This window comes from Paraburkholderia sp. RL17-347-BIC-D (genome assembly GCF_046027915.1).
In the GTDB taxonomy this organism is placed as follows: domain Bacteria; phylum Pseudomonadota; class Gammaproteobacteria; order Burkholderiales; family Burkholderiaceae; genus Paraburkholderia.
The window spans coordinates 19221-37192 of sequence record NZ_JARESS010000068.1; the positions used below are offsets into that span (position 1 = coordinate 19221).

A 17972-nucleotide genomic window follows, 5' to 3' on the forward strand; every position below is an offset into this window, starting at 1 on the left:
GACATGATCAAGTCGCCTCCACGTCGCAGATCAAACCGCCCGCCTAGCGCGTTGCGCCCGCAATTTCGGCGCAAACTGGCCTCATCGCACCCGTGGAAATACCCCTGGCTGATTGACAGCCAGGGACATCCGGCCTGGATGGCCCCTCGCTCGCCAGCAGCGGCGCTGACCGCGGCGCGGCCGGCCCGGCGCCGGCGCTGGACGCTGTTCGGTTAAGGAGGCCTGGAAGCAGAGTCAACGACTCGATGCGGATCGACAATAGTCCACGTTATGAGTCAGTGGTGAGCTTCGCCTTCTGTTTCGCTCCGAATGATCGCGTCCTCGCGCATGAACTGCGCAGCGGGCAGATTCTCGCACTTTGCCAGGATTCGATAGAGTGCTTGCCTGGAAATGTTGAGGCTTTTGGCTGCGCCTGACTTGTTGCCGTTTGCCGCAGCAACGGCCGTTATCGCCTCTTCCGGAGAAACGACCCGCCGGGAAGGACGTTCAACGGTCGCAAATGTGGAAATGTATGCGGTAGCCTTGGCCGCAAGGCTATGTCCTGCCGCCTCAACAAGCCGCTGCATCGCCGCCTGGTGGAGCGCAGGGTCAGGGCGATGATCGGGCCGCTTGATCGGTGCCGGTACGCCGGTTACCTGTTCATACATCCTTTGCAGGTAAGCGTGGCGCAGTCCATGGACCGTGACGCCTTTGGCGCCGCGCGCAATCCCCTCCTTTTGCAAGATGTGGTAGAAGTGGCGGTACCACTTCTTCAGTGACCACGGCTCCGGGATCATTGACCCTGTGCGGGGGTTGGAGAGCCTTGCAGCACGGATAAGCACCTCGTATTGCCACTCCGCATCGATTGGAACGACACGTGGGCGTCCGCCTTTGGTGCCATCGATCACGTGGAGGTGGCCCGAAACGCGAAGACATTGCAGCGGACGCAACAGCATGCTTTCCTGTGCACGCAGGCCAAATGCCGCCTGAAGCTCCACCTGGATCGCAACCCACCGGTCGCGTTCGCATAGCCGTGCAATCACGTCATCGAGATCGACCTTCGCCGCGTCCCATAACTTGTCTTCCTGAGCAACGTAATAGCGACGATACCCTTCGGGACGCTTGATGTAGTCGTCTACTGTGCCTACGAGTTGGTGCTTTTTCATCCACGCGGCGAGCGTGCGCCAATATGTCAGCTTGTTCTCGACCGTCCCGGGCGATTGTTCTTTTTCGTTAACCCAAAGGTTCACAAGGTAACCGATGTGTTTCTCTGCGAGGTTCCATGGCGACTGGATCGCGAAGCCGCCTTTACGAAGTTCGCGGAACCCTGCGATGAGACTCTGGACGCGATACTTCTGGGTTTTGATCGATATCGCATTGGATGTAACGCGGGTTTTGCTATGCGCTTTCGATAAGTGTCGCTGAAAAAGTTCGGTAAGTTCGTTCTTAAGTCGTTGCGGGAGCCCAGCGTTTTCCGTCAGAGCCGAGAAGTTAAGTTGGATCTTCACTGTCGTCTTTGGTGAAACGGGCGCCCTCCCCTATCAAAAAGGGCGCCACCGGTTGATGAGGAACTGCACGCTTTGCTTTCCGGGATCTTAGAGATCAGAGAGTTGATTCACCCGGCGCAGGGAAGCACTGTCGCCTGACGATCCTTGGTCCGGCTTTGGCCGGGGCAAGGCTACCTGACCGCAGGCGCACGCCTGTCGAACCAAACAATTTTCTTTTTGCGCTTTTGTTTTTCGGCTGCGCGTGCCGACAGGAAGGGGATAAAGAAATCCGCACATAATGTGCAAGTGATTTCCCGTCTGGGGAGCTTGTTCACCGCGGTCGCATTGATATCGGATCGCGTGAGTCAGGCCTGGCTTGTTTGCCGTTGACGGAAGGAAGTTTGGATGTTCGCCATGTCCGCACGAACTTGTTCTCAGTCAGTACAGGATTGCATTTTGGTCAAGAAATCAGCCTCACTGCGGGCCGCGGAACGCTCAGTTTCCCCAACGAGACATGCCAGGCTGTCGGTAGCTCCGCTACCAAGCGAAAATTGGGCGCCCAACGGGCGACCAACTCAGGAATGGAGTGCGTTGCACTCAGGTCGATGCGTCAGTGACGCGGATAGGTGTAACGATATTAAGCGGCTCCACGTTGGAGCCAAGACGGAAAGCTCGCAATTGTGGGGGCCCTTTCGGCTAACGCCTTACAGTTTGTCGACAGCAGCGCCGAAGAGGCTGGTGCCCGTATGGATCTCGCATGGCGGTGATGACGGCGTGCGTCGACACTTGGTTCTCCAACGGCTTTGATTTACTGTGGCCACGCTCGCGCCGTAAGGCGATGACCGTTCAAGGAGTTGTAGTGCAGTCGACGCCCAACCGGTACTGGCTTGCGTATATGGCGCTTGCAGACGCATGAGCGTGACGCAGCGTCCGCGTCGCTGGTTCTCATGGGTGCAATGATGAGCTTGCTGATCGGAACTACCGGCCGCCCTGATTTTATCGGCGACGGCCGCGCGAACTTCATCTGCGTGATGCTCGCCAAACTGTTGATCGTGCGGGGACATGTGCGATCGGAAGGTGTCAGCGCGGTATCCGGCGCTGCTGTTCGCGGATCCGATCTTTGGCACATGCTTTTCGATCTATCGAAAGATTTTTCATTCGCGGCATGTCGCCGGGCATTCCCGACGACGGACATCTGTACATGCTGGTCTACGAGCGACTGATGAGCTGGGCCGTCGGCGCGCGCATCTCGCGCGAACTGACGCGCCGCCACTCGCTAATGTCGCCGTATCTGTGTCTGCTGCGTCTGATCGCCGTGGTGCTCGCAACGTGATTCTGTCTTACGCGCTACGTCTGTTCTTCGTGATGGTGTTCGCCGCGACGTGCGTATTGCTGTACGCGAGCATCGTGCGGTTCGAATCGCCTCGGTGGATGGTGGTAAGAAAGTAACCGATGCGAACGTCGCGGTTCAGTTAAAGCGCCAGGCAGCGTTCGGACTGCGCGTAGAAGAAAGCTTTCTTCTACGCGCCGCTGAAGCGGTTCGCGATGATGGTTTGCTGGGCGTCACGCGCGGCACAAAAGGTGGTCGGGACCGGATGGTGCCGATTGGATTCAAGCTTGCCGTGCTTGAAGAAGCGGCGCGTCTCGCGAACCCGTTCACGGGTTCAACGATTCCAAATGGTCGGACGAAGCAGCAATGGAAGGAGCGCTACTATAAGGTCCTGAAAAAACACGGTGTGACTCAGGCGGGCATTGGAGTGACCAGTCATGGCCTGCGTTTTTGTTCCGGCGCCGGTCAAGCAGACGGGCGAACCTGTCGATCGCGATCTGCACAGGGATGCGATGCAGCAAGTCGTTGAAGCTGCGGGCCACAGCCGCGCGACCAAGGCGAATGCGTATCTTTCGACACACAACGCGCAAGCAGGCAGAAAAAATTGCGGCGTGACGCAGGAGATGGCCGAGGCGGCGGTCGCAAAAGTGAATGGCGTCAAGAGTCACGCGGCCGCCGCGCTTGGCATTTCACGTCAGGCGCTTTACCGGTTGTTGTCAGAGCGAGCGAAGTGACCGGTCCCGCAACCGAAACGCTGAACATCGCAATGCTGCACAATCCTCGGCATCGTGACGTAGTGGTCCACGACTGCGGTATAGGATTCCCTAGCCGCCCCAACTTCTGACACGAGGGCCGTGCCGTGCAATGTGACATCGCCCACGACGACACGCATCAACCAGGAATTCCGGATTTGTCCGCGCCTGCGAGTTAAGGCGATCAACCGTGGATTCCGGATACCCGTTTTAACCCGCGAAGCAAACGTTCCCGTTCTGTATCGACGAGCGGCCGAATGTACTTGGCGAGAGCGCCAAAGTGTTTCCAATTGGGGGGTGGTGTAAAATTGGAAACAAATCGACGTCAATAAAAATACCATCGTTTCAATGGGTTAGCGATCAACAAAATAGGGCCATGTTGTAACGCGTTATAGGCACGCGGTCGTGTCGCTCATCCTCCAAGCGACGGCGGCGTTTTCTCCGCACCGGGAGGGAAGCATCATCACCGACGCTCGCGCCCAGGCCGGCATATGATCGAAACGCGGCGTGGCCAGTGCCGGCGCACATGTCTACGTGTCCCCGTTGAACTGTAGCTCACCGGATGAATTCCGCTGGTTGATGCGAGCGTGAGCACGCCGCGATGTTAGCGAAGCCGCGTTGCTTTCAAGCTCAATAGATGAGCCAGTTCAGCATGGGGCTGGTGAGCGCGTGGTAAGTGAGAATAACGCTCATCGCCAGAACCGTGAGCAGTTGAGGCACGAGATCATGGCGGTGACGGTAGGCTGCGCGGATGTATTCGATCGGGGAGATGTGGTTTCTCACGTTGTGTATCCCACCGACGCGGTGAGAGCCAAGTCCAAAATGGCCGCTGGCGCCGCATTGGAAGAACTGTTCCTGACGAATGTGGACCGCGTTGCTGCCATCTTCACGTCCCTCTCACCTACCACGCGTTGACCAGCCCCGCGCTCGACTGGCTTTTTCGCTAGAACCCCGTCAGCTAACGGAGTGCCCATTACAGCGTAATGGGCGCTCCTCAAGCCGCGCCCGGCCAACTCCTTGTTTTTACAGATATATTCAAAACCTCATGCTGTAGCCAAGTGTGCCAAACCACTAATGGCTACACCGTCGACAGCTGATACGCAGAAGATCAGACCGCATCTAGCAGCCGATAAAGCGCCTGCCGCGAGATTCCAAGTGTGACCGCTGCCTGACTCTTGACGCCCTTCGCATCTTCAATAGCCCGCTCGGCCATCGCCCTCGTCAACGTGCGCTTCTTTTTAGCAGCGAGTGCGTTGTGCGTTGAAAGGTAGGCATTCGCCTTTGTCCTGCGACTATGTCCTGCAGCCTCGACAATTTGCTGCATCGCTTCTGCGTGAACCTCGCGATCGACACGATCAACCGATCCCTTGATCGCAGCCGGTACACCCGTTAGACGCTCGTACATCTGCTAAAGGAATTGATGCCGCAGGCCGTGGCTGGTGACTCCGATTCCCGAATTAGTCACCCCATGCTTCGCGAGCACGTTGTAATAGCGGTTCTTCCACTGCAGTTTCGTGACCCCGTGCGGGATCATGGACCCTGTGTACGGGTTAGCATATTGTGCGGCTTCCTTGAGCACGGCAAGCTTGAATCCGATCGGTACAACGCGATCGCGGCCGCCCTTGGTGCCCCGTGTCACGCTCAGCAAACCATCGTCGCGCACCGCCTCCGCCGGCCTCAGGAGAAAACTCTCTTCGACTCGCAGTCCGAACGCCGCCTGAAGCTTCAACTGAATCGCGACGTAAGGCTCAGTGATTGCGATCTCTTCGATTTTCGCCACTGCGTCGATGCCGTTACCGTCCCACGATTTGTCTTCGAGCGCCACATACGATCGCACCAGACGGAGCGACCCTATCCGCGTAATCGGCGAGCGTGCCGACAAGGTTCGGCTTCTTCATCCATTCGCCAAGCGCGCGCAGGTAGGTGAGTTTGTTTTCAATCGTTCCGCCACTCAGCTTCGCTTCAATCCAGAGATCGACCAGAGCCTGCAGATGCTTTCGCTTGAGTGAATACGGCAATTGAAGAGCGTAACCGTTCTGCCGCAGCTCTTCGAATGATCGGCAAATCTGCTGCGTCCGGTATGTCTGTGTCTCGACAGTGGCTTCGCACTGATTCGTGTACGGCTGTGAACCTCTCTCTCGAAGGGTAAGATAGAGCGGACGCCGCAGGTGTTCTTCCTAGGCCTTCATGCGGCGTTCGCTGGTTCTAGATGCACTGCCAGAGATATGGATCGGCCACCGCCGCAGCTACCGGCGAAAGTCGGACGTCGACCAACGTGCAGCGGCCCAAAACTTGAGGCAGATGCTTGCGTAGTTCTTCTTTCGAATCGTCTGGTTCGAAAAGCCAAAGCGGTACCAGAAACGAAGTAGATAGAAAAAGCGAAAGGCGCCCGGAGGCGCCTTTTTCCATCTGCAATCTGCACGCCGAGTCTGACTTCAGGACGCGCGCGTTGCCGGCGCCACGCTATGCAACGCTGGCGCGGCAGCCGGCTGATACTCCGGCACCCAGCGCCGCAGATCGCGGCGCACTTCCTGGTCGCCCGGCACACGATGCTGCATCAGCCATGGAAGCAGTTCGTCGAGAAGATTATCGGGCGCCTCACGCGCCTGCGCGATGCGCAGCTTCGGATGTGGCGTGCGCGTGGTCGCTTCGTCGTCGGCAAGCAGTTCCTCGTAGAGTTTCTCGCCGGGACGCAGCCCCGTAAAGACGATGCGGATATGTTCCTCGCTGAAACCGTACAGCCTGATCAGGTCGCGCGCCAGATCGACGATCTTGACCGGCTCGCCCATGTCGAGAATGAAGATCTCGCCGCCATGCCCCATGCTCGACGCTTGCAGCACGAGTTGCGATGCTTCGGGGATCGTCATGAAAAAGCGCGTGATCTCCGGATGCGTGACCGTGACCGGCCCGCCCTTCGCGATCTGTTGTTGAAACTTGGGAATAACGCTGCCCGCGCTGCCGAGCACATTGCCGAACCGCACCGTCTCGAACTGCGTGCGCGTGCTGGTCTGCTGCAGCGCCTGACACGCCATTTCCGCGAGGCGCTTGCTCGCGCCCATCACGTTCGTCGGGTTCACCGCCTTGTCGGTGGAGATCAGCACGAAGTGCTTCACGTCATGGCGAATCGCCGCGCGCGCGACACGGTACGTGCCCAGCACGTTGTTGCGCACCGCCTGCCATGCGTTCAGTTCTTCCATCAGCGGCACGTGCTTGTAGGCCGCAGCGTGAAAGAGAATGTGCGGCGTATAGCGCGACAGCACCTGGTCGAGCAGCAAGGAATCTTTGGCGTCGCCGATCACCGGCACCACGGAGAGCTTCGGAAAACGGTCATGCAGCTCTTCCGTGAGACGGTACATCGCGTACTCGGACAGATCGAACGCGATCAACTGCGCGGGTTCGAAACGCAGGATTTGTCGGCACAGCTCCGAGCCGATCGAGCCGCCCGCGCCGGTCACCATCACCACGCGGCCGCTCAACAGCGCTTCGACGTGCGGCATGTCGATACGTACCGGCTCGCGCCCCAGCAGGTCTTCCAGATCGATCTGACGCACGCGCGACAGAAACGCTTCACCTTGCGTCAGCGTGGTCAACGCGGGCAGCACCATGGCCCGCACACCAGCGCGCACGCACAGCGTTGCCACGCGGCGCTGCGCGTCCACCGACGCCGAAGGGATCGCGATGATCGCGTGCTCGATCTTCATGTCCGAGGCCCACTGCTGCAGGTCGCTAATCGGCCCCCACACCTTGTAGCCGTAGATTTCGCGACCCTGCTTGGCCGGATCGTCGTCGAGCAGGCCTACCAGCCGCCATTCGCTCGAACGCGACAGTTCGCGGGCCAGGCTCGCGCCCGCGTTGCCCGCGCCGAGCACCACCACCGGCTTGCCTTGCCCGACCAGGCCGCCGTAAAGATAGAACTCCTTGGAGGCGCGATAGAGCGCGCGCGAGCCGCCCATGGCGAGGAACAACAGAAGCGGAGAAACAGCGAGGACGGAACGCGGAATGATGGGATGCGGCTGCGCCATGACGGCCACCATCATCATCACGAATGCGCCGGCCAGCACCGCTTTCGCAATGCGCATCAGGTCCGGCAGGCTCGCAAACACCCACATGCCCCGGTACAGGCCGAAGATGCGGAACATCACACCGTAGACAGGGAGGGCCCAGAGCAGGGTTCGGACGGCGCCGGACCAGAACTCGACCGGAACGTAGCCATTGAAGCGGATCAGGTATGCCGCGAGCCAGGCGCCTGCGACTGCGCATAGGTCGAAGGCGAAAGCGCTAAATGATAGCCATGAGGCTTTGTGTCGAAACATCGGCGTCACACCTCAGGTTGTTCGGAATCTGCTATCCGGAATCGACGCCAGCGTGAATCGACTCCGATACCAATCAATACCAGCACGATCACCCATGCGCCCACGCTACACCATTGAAGGGCCGAAGACCAGCGAAGCAACACGACAGCAAGTACTATACCAGCCGCCATTACCGCATACCATAGGATGGCCGTCTTCGAATGCCCAAGTCCGTACTGGACCATGCGTTGATAGTAGTGCTCGCGATGCGCCTGCCAGATTTTCTCGCCGCGCAACAACCGTCGCAGCAGCGTGACCGAAGCGTCGCCGATGAACGGCGAAAAAACCAGTGCGGGAAACCAGATCGGCCAGACGCCGTCGCTCCAGCCCCAATAGCCGAAAGCGCCCGCCAGAAAGCCGAGCGGAATCGATCCGGCGTCGCCGAGGAAGATTTTCGCGGGGTGGAAGTTAAAGAGCAGAAAACCCGCGGCAGCGCCTGCCACGGCGGCCGAAGCCAAGCTGAGCTCCGGTGATGGGTGCGCGGTGAGCGCGGCCCCAACGGCGTAGCCTGCGAAGCCGAACAGCGTCATGCCACCCGCCAGGCCGTCCGCGCCGTCCATAAAATTGTAAAGATTGACCAGCCAGAGCAGTAAAAACGACAGGGCCGCCAGCAGCCAGACCGGCACCGGCGCCGGATGTGCCCAGACGAAGACCGCCACCGCGGCCAGGTGCGCCGCGAACCTGACCCGCGCGGGCAGTCCGCGCCGGTCGTCGATCTGCGAGACCGCCGCCAGCACGGCAGCGCACAGCGCGGCAAGCCATAGGTGTGGCGCGACGATCAGCGTCGCCACAACCACCACCGGAACAATGCCCCAGCCGCCCACGCGCGGCGTGGGCCGTGTGTGCAGCGAGCGGTCGTTCGGAATGTCGGTGGCCAGACGCCAGGCGAGGCCGGTTCTGAGCAGCGTCCACAGAATCGCCGCGCAAGCGCAAGCGCAGCCGAGCGCGATCAGAATCACGCTCGTCCAGCCCGGCAACGTGGAATGGGACATCAGCATGCGCGCCTCAATGCGTGGATCGGTACCAACGGGCTGTCGCGGCCAGCCCTTCATCGGTGGAATGCGGCGCCCGCCAGCCCAGCACCGTGCGGATCCGGCCTGTATCCAGCTGCAAGGATCCCACCAGCCGGTCGACGGCCGCTGTGCGCCCCGTCAAGCGGCCCGCCAGCCTCAGCCAGCTCGCGGGCACCGGCAGCAAGCGGGCGCGCTTGTGCAGATGCCGCCCGAGCGAACGTGCGAGCTCCGCCACGGTGAGGGCATCGCTGTCGGCCACATGGAACGTTTGACCCGCGGCGCGCGGGTCGGTCGCGCAATGCATCAGCGCGTCCGCCAGGTTGTCGACGTAGACCAGGCTGCGGCGCGCGTCGATCGCGCCGAGCGGCAGCGGTACGCCCTTCCAGATCGCGTCCATCAGCCGCAAGAAATTGGCGCGCACTCGCGGGCCATAGACGAGCGGCAAACGCACGATCACCACCTCCAGGCCGGTTTCCTCGCCATAGCGCACCAGCGCCTGTTCGGCCGCGAGCTTCGAGCGCCCGTAGGCGTCCTGCGGCGCCGGCGGGTCATCTTCCCGCAACGGACGACCCGCGTCCCCCTCGGCTAGCGCCTTGACGCTGCTGGCGAAGACGAAGCGCCGCGCGCCATAACGCCACGCCGCCTTCGCGACACGCAAGGCGCCCTCGACATTGGTGGCGTGAAACGCGGCGTCGGGGTCGGCCGCGGTGTCATGCATCACATGCACGCGTGCCGCCAGATGCACGACACAATCGACCTGAAGCGCGGCGGGCCAGCCGGCCTCGACGCCGGCAAAATCCGCCTGAGCCTCGACCCACTCGCTTACGCCCCGCTCGAGCTGCCCGGCCTGACGCACGAGTCCGCAGACCGTATGGCCGGACTGCATCAAGACGCGGCACAACGCCTCGCCGACAAACCCATTGGCGCCCGTCACCAGCACGCGGCTCATAGCCACTTCCAACCGAAACGGTTGAAGAACTTGTACGCAGACGCCAGGAACATCCGGACGTGCGCGGAGCCTTTGCGCGCGGCGCCGCCGCCGTGATGCAGCACGCGCACGGCGGGCGCGTAGGCGACACGGGTGACGTCATGTGCGCGCAAGCTCAAATCGTAGTCCTCAAAGTACAGGAAATAGCGTGCGTCGAAGCCTCGAAGCCTTTCCAGCACGCTCGTTCGAAACAGCATGAAACAGCCGCTGACGATAGGCGGATCCCAGCAGATGTCCCGATCGTTGATCACGTCGCGCATTTCGTAGCGGGCGATGCGGCGCTGGAACAGCCCTCGCAATCCTGCCGGCAGAAAGCCGCGCACGAACAGGTCCAGCAACGTCGGATAGCGGCGACAGAGGAACTGCTGATGCCCTGCTTCGTCGCCGATCCACGGCGTCAACAAGCCCGCGGCCGGATTGGCCTCGAAAAATTCGAGCGCGCGCAGCAATGCGTGGCGGTCCAGGTCGATATCCGGATTGAGCACGAGGTGGTAACGGCCGACGGCGCGCTCGATGGCCAGATTGTGGCCACGACCGTAGCCGACATTGCCGTGACCGCTAAGGATCGTGCTGGTGACGCCTTGGGCGCTCAATGCGTCCAACGCGGCACGTTCGTCCGGCAGGCCGCCGTTGTCGACGAGATAAAGGTGAACCGGCAGGCCCGGCCGCGTGGCGCGAAGTGCCTCGCAGGCATGACCGAGGCTGGCGAACGTGGTGGCCAGTTGTGCCTGATCCGGCCGATAGACGACCACGGAAACAGACAAGCCCTCGAGTTCAGGACGCAGCGCGCTAGTAGCATTCATGTAAGTTGGAACTGCGTGCCTTATGGACGACACTTGGGAACGACACTTCGTTGTATGGCCGCAACAAGGCCGCAGTTTGCGCAAATCCGCCGCCTTCGGCAACTGGCTTTTCCTTTTGTTACGGCTGGCCGGATACGGTTACCGTCGAGCCTGAAAAAGGGGACTATTCGCGCGGCGCTGCCGCCCCGCGGGACCCGGCGGCGCAGCCCTCACTGCGCAACCGGCCGCTGGCCGTGAACCGGCGCTATTTTATGCTGGATTCGTCTGGCTGGGCCGACCCTCGGTCCCCTGCGGCATCGTGCGTGCTGCGCGCAAACCGGCCGCCTGCCGCTTACCCAAAAAATGGGACAGGACCGGTCCGATATTCGCTTCGTGAAGGCCGTGCTCGCACGATCCGCCCTCAGGCTCGGAATACACCGCCCTGTAGAATGTCGCCTTTTCCGAAGTCCACGACACCTTCATCGTGACGATGAACGACACGGTTCGTACGCCAGAACCATAATGAGATGCCGCGATATGCCAGACATAAAAGATACGGGCGATTCAACGCACCGCATTGCCATCACCGCTGTCATTCTGTTATGCCTTGCTCCGCTGCTAGTCAAAGCGCCGCTATTACTCGGCCTGCTGAACGCTGATCCGACCTTGCTCTACGCGGGTCTGCAACAAGGCTTGCAGCACGGTCCATTCGGCGGCTTCCCGCCTTACCCCACCATCGACCCCAACATCGCGTTCACCAGTCACACGCTGGGACATCGCGCGATTCTGGACATCTTGCATGGGCAGTGGCCATGGTGGAACTACTACGAAGGCGTCGGCACGCCGCTTGCCGGCGAAATGCAGTCCGCGGCGCTGTTCCCACTGACATGGCTGCTGTACTTCGAGAATGGCCAGCTGTACATGCACCTTGCGCTACAGATCATCGCCGGCGTGTCGACTTACGTGCTGTTGCGCAGAATGCGGATCGCGCAAGTCGGCTCGGTCGCCGCCGCGCTCGCCTTCCAGTTCAACGGGACGTTTGCGTGGCTCGCCAACGCGGTCATCAATCCGATTGCGTTCCTGCCGCTCACGCTGATTGGCGTCGAAATCGCCATCGAGCGCGTCGCCAATGGCCGTCGCGGCGGCGCCTTCTGGATCACGATCGGGCTCATCGCAGCGTTGTATGCCGGTTTCCCGGAGATGGCCTATCTCGACGGACTGCTTATTCTTTGCTGGACGCTGGTGCGAACGGCAGCGCTGCCTTCGGCGCTGCGCCTGCGTTTTCTACGGCGCGTCTGTTTTGGCGGCGTGGTCGCGCTAATGCTGTCGGCGCCCATCCTGATCGCATTTTTCGACTATCTGCCGTTGAGCTTTACTGGCGGCCACGAGGGCGATGGTTTTGCATCCATGCACTTGCCCGCGTCGGTGTTGATCGCCACGCTCGTTCCGTACATTTTTGGCGGCATCTTTCAGGATCCCGCCGCGGGCGGTTTCTGGGGAAGCGTTGGCGGATACGCAGGCATTGTCCTCGTGATGCTCGCGCTGTGCGGCATCGTCGGTCAGCGATACCGTGGCCTGCGGGTCATGCTCGCCCTGTGGGTCGTCGTGACGGTGTCAATGTCGTACGGCTTGCCCGGCGCGAGCGCGCTGGTGTGGATCATCCCCGGCCTCAAACTGGCGGCGTTCTTCCGGTATCTGCCGCCTTCCTGGGAATTCAGTCTGTGCGTCCTCGCGGCGCTCGCGCTCAACGACGCCGCGAGCGGGCTTCTGCAACGACAGCTCAAATATGCCTATGTCGCGGTACTCGTCCTACTCGTCGCGGGATGCGCGATTGCCCATGGTGCGGGCCTCAGGCCACATGGACGATATGTACTGGGAGCGGTGATCTTTACTGGACTGCTGCTGGCCGCGCTTGCTCTCGTCGTTTTCGCCGGACGTCGCAATGCCGGTTCGCAGCGCTTCGCGCTCACGCTGTCGATGCTTCTCGCCGGCGAAAGCGCGCTGTATTTCATCGCGCCGGTCATGAGCAATCCGTCGCATGGCAAAGTCGATCTGGCGGGCGTGCGATTCCTGCAGGCCAATCTCGGCATGCAGCGCTTCGTCACGCTCGGTCCGGTGCAACCGAATTACGGTTCCTACTTCGGAATCGCGTCGATCAACCATAACGATTTGCCGATTCCCCGCATCTGGACGGACTTCGTCACCAGCAAGCTAGACGCCAATGCTCCGCCTATTCTATTCACGGGTTCGTCGCGCGTGGATGCGGCCGGCCCGTCCTCGCAAGACAGCTTGCTGAAGAATTTGCCGAACTATCTTTCCATCGGCACGCGATACGTATTGACCAGCATCAATGCCCCGCTGCCGGAACAAACAAAAGCGATCGGCATCAAGCAAGTCGCCGCCGACACCAACATGCGCATCTACGAACTGAACAACCCGCGTCCATACTTCGACGCACCGGCGTGCTCGCTGGAAGCGGCAACGCGCGGCGAACTTCGCGCCAACTGTACGCAACGCACGACGCTCACGCGTCTGGAGCTCTACATGCCGGGCTGGCGAGCCTTCGTCAACGGACAGGAAACCGCGCTTCGTCAGGTTGACGAAATTTTTCAGCAAATCGACGTCCCCGCGGGCACATCCAAGGTTCAATTCGTATTCCGGCCTCCGCATATCGAATGGGCGTTCATTGCGTTCGCAATCGGCCTGCTGATGATGCTGGTGGAACTCGGCATGTCAGCCACATCGAGACGCGCCGCCATGCGCGTCTGACAGACCAACCGGAAAGAGCCGGCTTTCGTATGCGCTACCATTACGCCACTCGCCGAATTTGGGTCTGGCCCGCATAACACGCTCCGCAGCCAGCGCAAAAGCAGCTCGCCGCACTTTAGACCGTCAAACCCAGAACACAATCGCCAATGCAAGACTTCAGCCCAGGCACTGTCGCCGTCGTGATTCCCTGCTACAACGAGGCAGCTACGATCGCCAAGGTGATTCGCGATTTTCGACGCGCGCTCCCCGAGGCTTCCATCATCGCTTTCGACAACAACTCGACGGACGACACCGCACGTGTCGCTCGCGAAGCAGGCGCGGACGTCATCAAGGTTCCGCTGCAGGGCAAGGGCAATGTCGTGCGCCGCATGTTCGCGGACGTCGAAGCCGACGTGTACGTGATGGTGGATGGCGACGCGACGTACGACGCATCCGTTGCGCCTGCATTGATTGGCAAGCTCGTCGAGGAGCGGCTGGACATGGTGGTCGGCTCACGCGTCAGCGACGAACAGGCCGCTTACCGATTGGGCCACCGCTTCGGCAATGTCATGCTGACGCAATGCGTGGCATCGATTTTCGGCCGCACGTTCAAGGACATGCTGTCGGGTTACCGGATCTTTTCGCGCCGCTATGCGAAGTCGTTCCCGGCCCATGCGTCGGGCTTCGAAACCGAAACGGAATTGACGGTGCACGCGCTCGGCATGCGCATGCCCGTGGCCGAACTGCCCACGCGCTACATCTCGCGCCCGGAAGGCTCCGAGAGCAAGCTGAACACCTATCGCGACGGCTTCCGTATCCTGATGACCATTTTCAAACTGGTCAAAAGCGAGAAGCCTTTCGCATTCTTCACGGTCGGCTTCGCGATCTGCGCGCTGCTGTCCATTCTGCTGGCAATTCCGGTCTTCGAAACCTACGTCGAGACCGGGCTCGTGCCGCGCCTGCCCACCGCGTTGCTCAGTACCGCGCTGATGCTGCTCGGCGCGATTCTGCTGATCTGCGGCATCGTGCTGGATACCGTGACCCGCGGCCGGATCGAGGTCAAGCGGCTGGCGTATCTCGCCATCCCTGCGTCACGCAAGCAGGAGCGAAGCCAGTAAATGCGCACCCAGTTTTTCAGGTTCGCCATTGCCGGCGCCATCGGCTTTCTGGTGGATGCCGGCGTGCTGTATGTGGCGCTGGCAATCGGCCTCGGGCCGTATCTCGGCCGCGCCGTCTCCTTTCTCTGCGCAGCTTTCGCAACGTGGCAGATCAACCGCCGCATGACCTTCGTGGTGAGGCGGACGGAGTCGCTCTGGACCGAATGGGTGCGCTACCTCGCCGCCATGTCGGTGGGCGGCGCATGCAACTATGGAACCTATGTGGTCGTGCTGCTGTTCCTGCCGAAGGTGACCGTCGCGCCGCTCATCGCGCTGGGCGCGGGCTCGATCGTCGGCATGTTCGTCAACTTCGCATTCGCGAAGTGGTGGGTCTTTCGCGCCCAGCATTGAACGACAGCGCCGCGAGCTATCAGTCATTAACGGCGTGTTATTGCATGCTGGGAGCTTGCTAATTCAGCACGCCGATGCATCTGCCGTTCCGCGGCTGATCAGCGCCCTGCTGGCTCACGGACGCACATTCGCACCATTCACCGAATAAGCTGCCGTTTTCGGCGAGAACTTACGACGCAAAGCTCGCGCGCCATTCTGTGAATGGCACTTCGACTAGCTTATTCATCGCGTAGCCGAGGATAAGCGCTCCTAACACAGTCGCGAACCAGACTGGCACGGCGCCGAATCGCGGATAGAGAATGACCGGCGACACGCTCAATACCACGTAGTGGTTGAGATACAGACTGTACGAGATCTTGCTAAGCCAAAGGCCGACGCTGTAGATCCCGCCCGGCAGGATCGTAAAGGACAGCGCCATCAACAGGAACGCGCCGGTCAACGAACCCGGATCGCCGAAGATGCGATCGCCCATGCTCCAGGGATTGTCGAACGGATAAGCGAACAGCGCCAAGCAACGATCCAGAATATGGCGCGAGACGCCAGCCGCAATGCATGCGCACGACAGGATCCTGGACCGGCATGAGTCGAACCACGCTCCGATCACGAGGAAAGTGCCGTAGTGCGTGGTCAGTAGCGCGTCCTGAAGCGGCCATGCAATATGGCTCGGCGACAAGGCCATCCGCAGGGGCTCGTTTGGCTCGGTCAAACAACTGATCACGCGTATCGATCAGTTCGTTTCCCACTACAACGAAAACTGCAAACCATTCGTGTGGACCGCTTCCGCTGATTCCATCCTCGAAAAAGCTACACAGACTTTGTTCGCGAATCAGCGGAACGGAACACTAGTTGCAGACCACCTCGATCTATGCGCGGCGGAGCGGCGGCGCATGTTAGAACCTGCGGTGCGCTACTACGCCGATGATGAGGGATAGGCTACAGCCGCTTGCTGATCTCAACGGAAAAGACACTTGCATCCTTTCGGATGACCTTTCCGGTACGTGGTCGCTCTCCTTTAACGTTCCTGATGCAAAATACGTTCAAGAATCGATGGCGAGACAATCGGTAAATGTCGCGGCGGCTGCGAGGCCTACGATACTGGCTGGCTACTGCTGGCCTCATAGGCCCGTAACACTTCTTCAACGGGACCAAACATTCGGGCGCATCCTTTGTCCATCCACAATGCTTTATCGCACGTCTTTCGGATCGTCGCATTATCATGCAGCGCAAGCACGACGATTTCGGAACGTTCGTGAAGTTCCGCCAAACGCCTGTTAGCCTTATCTTTGAAAGAGGCGTCTCCCACTCCCATAACTTCGTCTAAGAGCAAGATCTGGGCATCGACTGCTGTCGAGATCGCAAACCCCAGCCGAACCCTCATCCCCGTGGAATAAGTCCTAATCGGCAGATCCATGAAATCGCCGAGTTCCGAAAATGCGGCTATCTCGCCCTGTTTCTCTTTTATCTCATCGTCGCTCATCCCCAGCAAGAGGCCACGCAACCGCATGTTCTGCCATCCCGTCGAATTCTCATCCATACCTAAGCTTATATCCAGAAGCGGCACAGATTTCCCTTGGGTTTCGACAGTACCCGCCGTCGGGGGATAAATTCCTGCCATCACGCGAAGAAGCGTCGACTTTCCCGCTCCATTGTGACCGACCAACCCAACCCGGTCGCCAGGTCCTATAGAGAGAGTTAAATCATTGATCGCTCGCAGAATCACCGTGTCAGGCCGCTTGCTTATCTCCGCGCCACGATTCCGGAGAGATGCGAGGCGCTTTTTCAGCGAGCGCCCTTGCACGTCGTATATCGGCAAGTCAAGGGTAGCATTTTCTAATCGAATATAAGCCATTTTCAGACCCAGTACGGAATTCGCTTTGCATATCGCCCGGTCACGAACAGGGCAAAGGACCAGCCAAAAACGGCCAACGCCATACCCACACCCCAAGTTATATCGCTAGGAAAAACACCAGTTAGCGGATCACGCACTAGACTCATCATGTAAGTTAGCGGATTGTAATCAACAACCCATTTGAAGCGGGTCAACGATTGTGGCTTGTAGATAATCGGCGTTACGTAAAAGGCAACCTGGACCATCGCAGAGATTATCTGGGGCAAATCTCTAAACCGCGCAGAGACCAACGCCACGACCATTGCAACCCATGCGGCGTTTAGCAAAAAGAGCACGAAACCCGGAAAAAACAAGGGTAGCGTCATATAGTTTTTGACGCCAAAAATGGCTAGCAAAACTACAACAATGACTAAGTTATGTCCAAACACTATAAAATTGCGCCAAACCACTTGCAGGATGAACACAGTTCTCGGCGTCGAGATCTGACGTATGTACGTAGCGCTCGAAATATACGCCAGCGTTCCTTCAGTGACAATTTGGGAAAACATCGTCCAGAATATGATGCTGACTGCCAGAAAAGGCAGGTATTCACCCATTTTCTGTCCAAATAAGGTACCGTAAACTAGCCCGATCGAAGTAATCATGACACTCGTACTGATCGTCAGCCAAAACGGTCCGATTCGAGACCTAGCATACCGCTGTCGAATTTCGAGCCATCCGAGCAGCATCCAGAGGCGCCATCTAATTATACTTGCGCATAGATCGTTGATTGCAAAATGCATGAGCGTAGTATCGTTCAATATTTAATAAGGCGCTTCACAAAGCTTCCGCGGTAGTAGCGGGCGCGACGCGCTGCAAACGAGAGAGTGTAGCGTATGAACGTCCGGCCGGCCTTTCGGTTCGTTGCAGGTGTGCCAATTTTTTGTTCTGTCGCAACGATCTCCGGGCCCAGCAGCAAGAATCCAGTGCGCTACCGCACGACATCCTAGCGATCGCACGGCCCAGCAGGTTGCAGTAAAGCGCTACTTCCATCCTTGATCTTCGCTTGCATGCTGGGTGCCTGCTGCGTCGGCTCGCGCAGTGCTTTCGGACGATTTTCTCAGTCGCATCATGAGTGCAGCCTGGATCTCCCAAGCCGCCCCGGTGGTCGTATGTCAGCTATCCGCGCCTATGCTCGTTTTATT

General features: G+C 59.7%; 12 protein-coding genes and 4 pseudogenes. 6 read left to right on the top strand and 10 right to left on the bottom strand.

Features of this window, described 5'->3' with window-relative positions:
• Positions 1 to 275 precede the first annotated feature (275 nt).
• Positions 276 to 1487, bottom strand: coding sequence for an integrase domain-containing protein (locus P0D96_RS42620; RefSeq protein WP_408319888.1), 1212 nt, complete (start codon positions 1485 to 1487; stop codon positions 276 to 278).
• A 908-nt stretch (positions 1488 to 2395) separates the two neighbouring features.
• Here P0D96_RS42620 and P0D96_RS42625 point away from each other — a divergent pair.
• Both P0D96_RS42625 and P0D96_RS42630 read left to right on the top strand, forming a co-directional pair.
• Positions 2396 to 2915, top strand: a pseudogene (locus P0D96_RS42625) (glycosyl transferase); the annotation flags it as partial.
• A 14-nt stretch (positions 2916 to 2929) separates the two neighbouring features.
• Positions 2930 to 3530 (top strand): annotated as a pseudogene (locus P0D96_RS42630) (helix-turn-helix domain-containing protein); the annotation flags it as partial.
• 648 nt (positions 3531 to 4178) lie between these two features.
• On the opposite strand, the gene P0D96_RS42635 reads toward P0D96_RS42630, so the two are convergent.
• From P0D96_RS42635 to P0D96_RS42660, 6 genes and pseudogenes are all read right to left on the bottom strand, one after another.
• Entirely contained in the window at positions 4179 to 4331 is a 153-nt protein-coding gene (locus tag P0D96_RS42635; protein ID WP_408319890.1) for a hypothetical protein, read from the bottom strand.
• A 325-nt stretch (positions 4332 to 4656) separates the two neighbouring features.
• Positions 4657 to 5682: pseudogene (locus P0D96_RS42640) on the bottom strand (integrase domain-containing protein); the annotation flags it as partial.
• 301 nt (positions 5683 to 5983) lie between these two features.
• Entirely contained in the window at positions 5984 to 7861 is a 1878-nt protein-coding gene (locus P0D96_RS42645) for a polysaccharide biosynthesis protein (RefSeq protein ID WP_408319892.1), read from the bottom strand.
• Between the two features lie 5 nt (positions 7862 to 7866).
• Complete coding sequence (locus P0D96_RS42650; RefSeq protein ID WP_408319894.1) at positions 7867 to 8898, bottom strand: MraY family glycosyltransferase; 1032 nt, start codon at positions 8896 to 8898, stop codon at positions 7867 to 7869.
• Between the two features lie 7 nt (positions 8899 to 8905).
• On the bottom strand, positions 8906 to 9862 hold the full coding sequence (locus P0D96_RS42655) for a UDP-glucose 4-epimerase family protein (RefSeq protein WP_408319896.1): 957 nt from the start codon (positions 9860 to 9862) through the stop codon (positions 8906 to 8908).
• Positions 9859 to 10704 carry a glycosyltransferase family 2 protein gene (locus P0D96_RS42660; RefSeq protein ID WP_408319898.1) on the bottom strand — a complete coding sequence of 282 codons (846 nt, stop codon included), beginning with the start codon at positions 10702 to 10704 and terminating at the stop codon, positions 9859 to 9861. The genes P0D96_RS42655 and P0D96_RS42660 overlap by 4 nt, the downstream gene beginning before the upstream one ends.
• A 516-nt stretch (positions 10705 to 11220) precedes the next feature.
• Here P0D96_RS42660 and P0D96_RS42665 point away from each other — a divergent pair.
• The 3 genes from P0D96_RS42665 (at position 11221) to P0D96_RS42675 (ending at position 14939) form a co-directional block, all read left to right on the top strand.
• On the top strand, positions 11221 to 13452 hold the full coding sequence (locus tag P0D96_RS42665; RefSeq protein ID WP_408319900.1) for a hypothetical protein: 2232 nt from the start codon (positions 11221 to 11223) through the stop codon (positions 13450 to 13452).
• Between the two features lie 146 nt (positions 13453 to 13598).
• Positions 13599 to 14549 (top strand): glycosyltransferase family 2 protein, encoded by a 951-nt coding sequence (locus P0D96_RS42670; protein ID WP_408319902.1) that lies wholly within the window; start codon positions 13599 to 13601, stop codon positions 14547 to 14549.
• Complete coding sequence (locus tag P0D96_RS42675) at positions 14550 to 14939, top strand: GtrA family protein (protein ID WP_408319904.1); 390 nt, start codon at positions 14550 to 14552, stop codon at positions 14937 to 14939.
• 169 nt (positions 14940 to 15108) lie between these two features.
• On the opposite strand, the gene P0D96_RS42680 is transcribed toward P0D96_RS42675, so the two are convergent.
• Complete coding sequence (locus tag P0D96_RS42680; RefSeq protein WP_408319907.1) at positions 15109 to 15618, bottom strand: hypothetical protein; 510 nt, start codon at positions 15616 to 15618, stop codon at positions 15109 to 15111.
• Between P0D96_RS42680 and P0D96_RS42685 the strand changes: the two are divergent.
• A pseudogene (locus tag P0D96_RS42685) lies at positions 15608 to 15785 on the top strand (IS630 family transposase); the annotation flags it as partial. The gene P0D96_RS42680 and the pseudogene P0D96_RS42685 overlap by 11 nt on opposite strands.
• Before the next feature lie 241 nt (positions 15786 to 16026).
• Here P0D96_RS42685 and P0D96_RS42690 read toward each other — a convergent pair.
• Together P0D96_RS42690 and P0D96_RS42695 are read right to left on the bottom strand one after the other, a co-directional pair.
• Positions 16027 to 16788, bottom strand: a complete 762-nt coding sequence (locus P0D96_RS42690) for an ABC transporter ATP-binding protein (RefSeq protein ID WP_408319910.1) — start codon at positions 16786 to 16788, stop codon at positions 16027 to 16029.
• A 2-nt stretch (positions 16789 to 16790) separates the two neighbouring features.
• Positions 16791 to 17570: an ABC transporter permease gene (locus tag P0D96_RS42695; RefSeq protein WP_408319913.1), complete on the bottom strand. Its 780-nt coding sequence runs from the start codon at positions 17568 to 17570 to the stop codon at positions 16791 to 16793.
• Positions 17571 to 17972 lie beyond the last annotated feature (402 nt).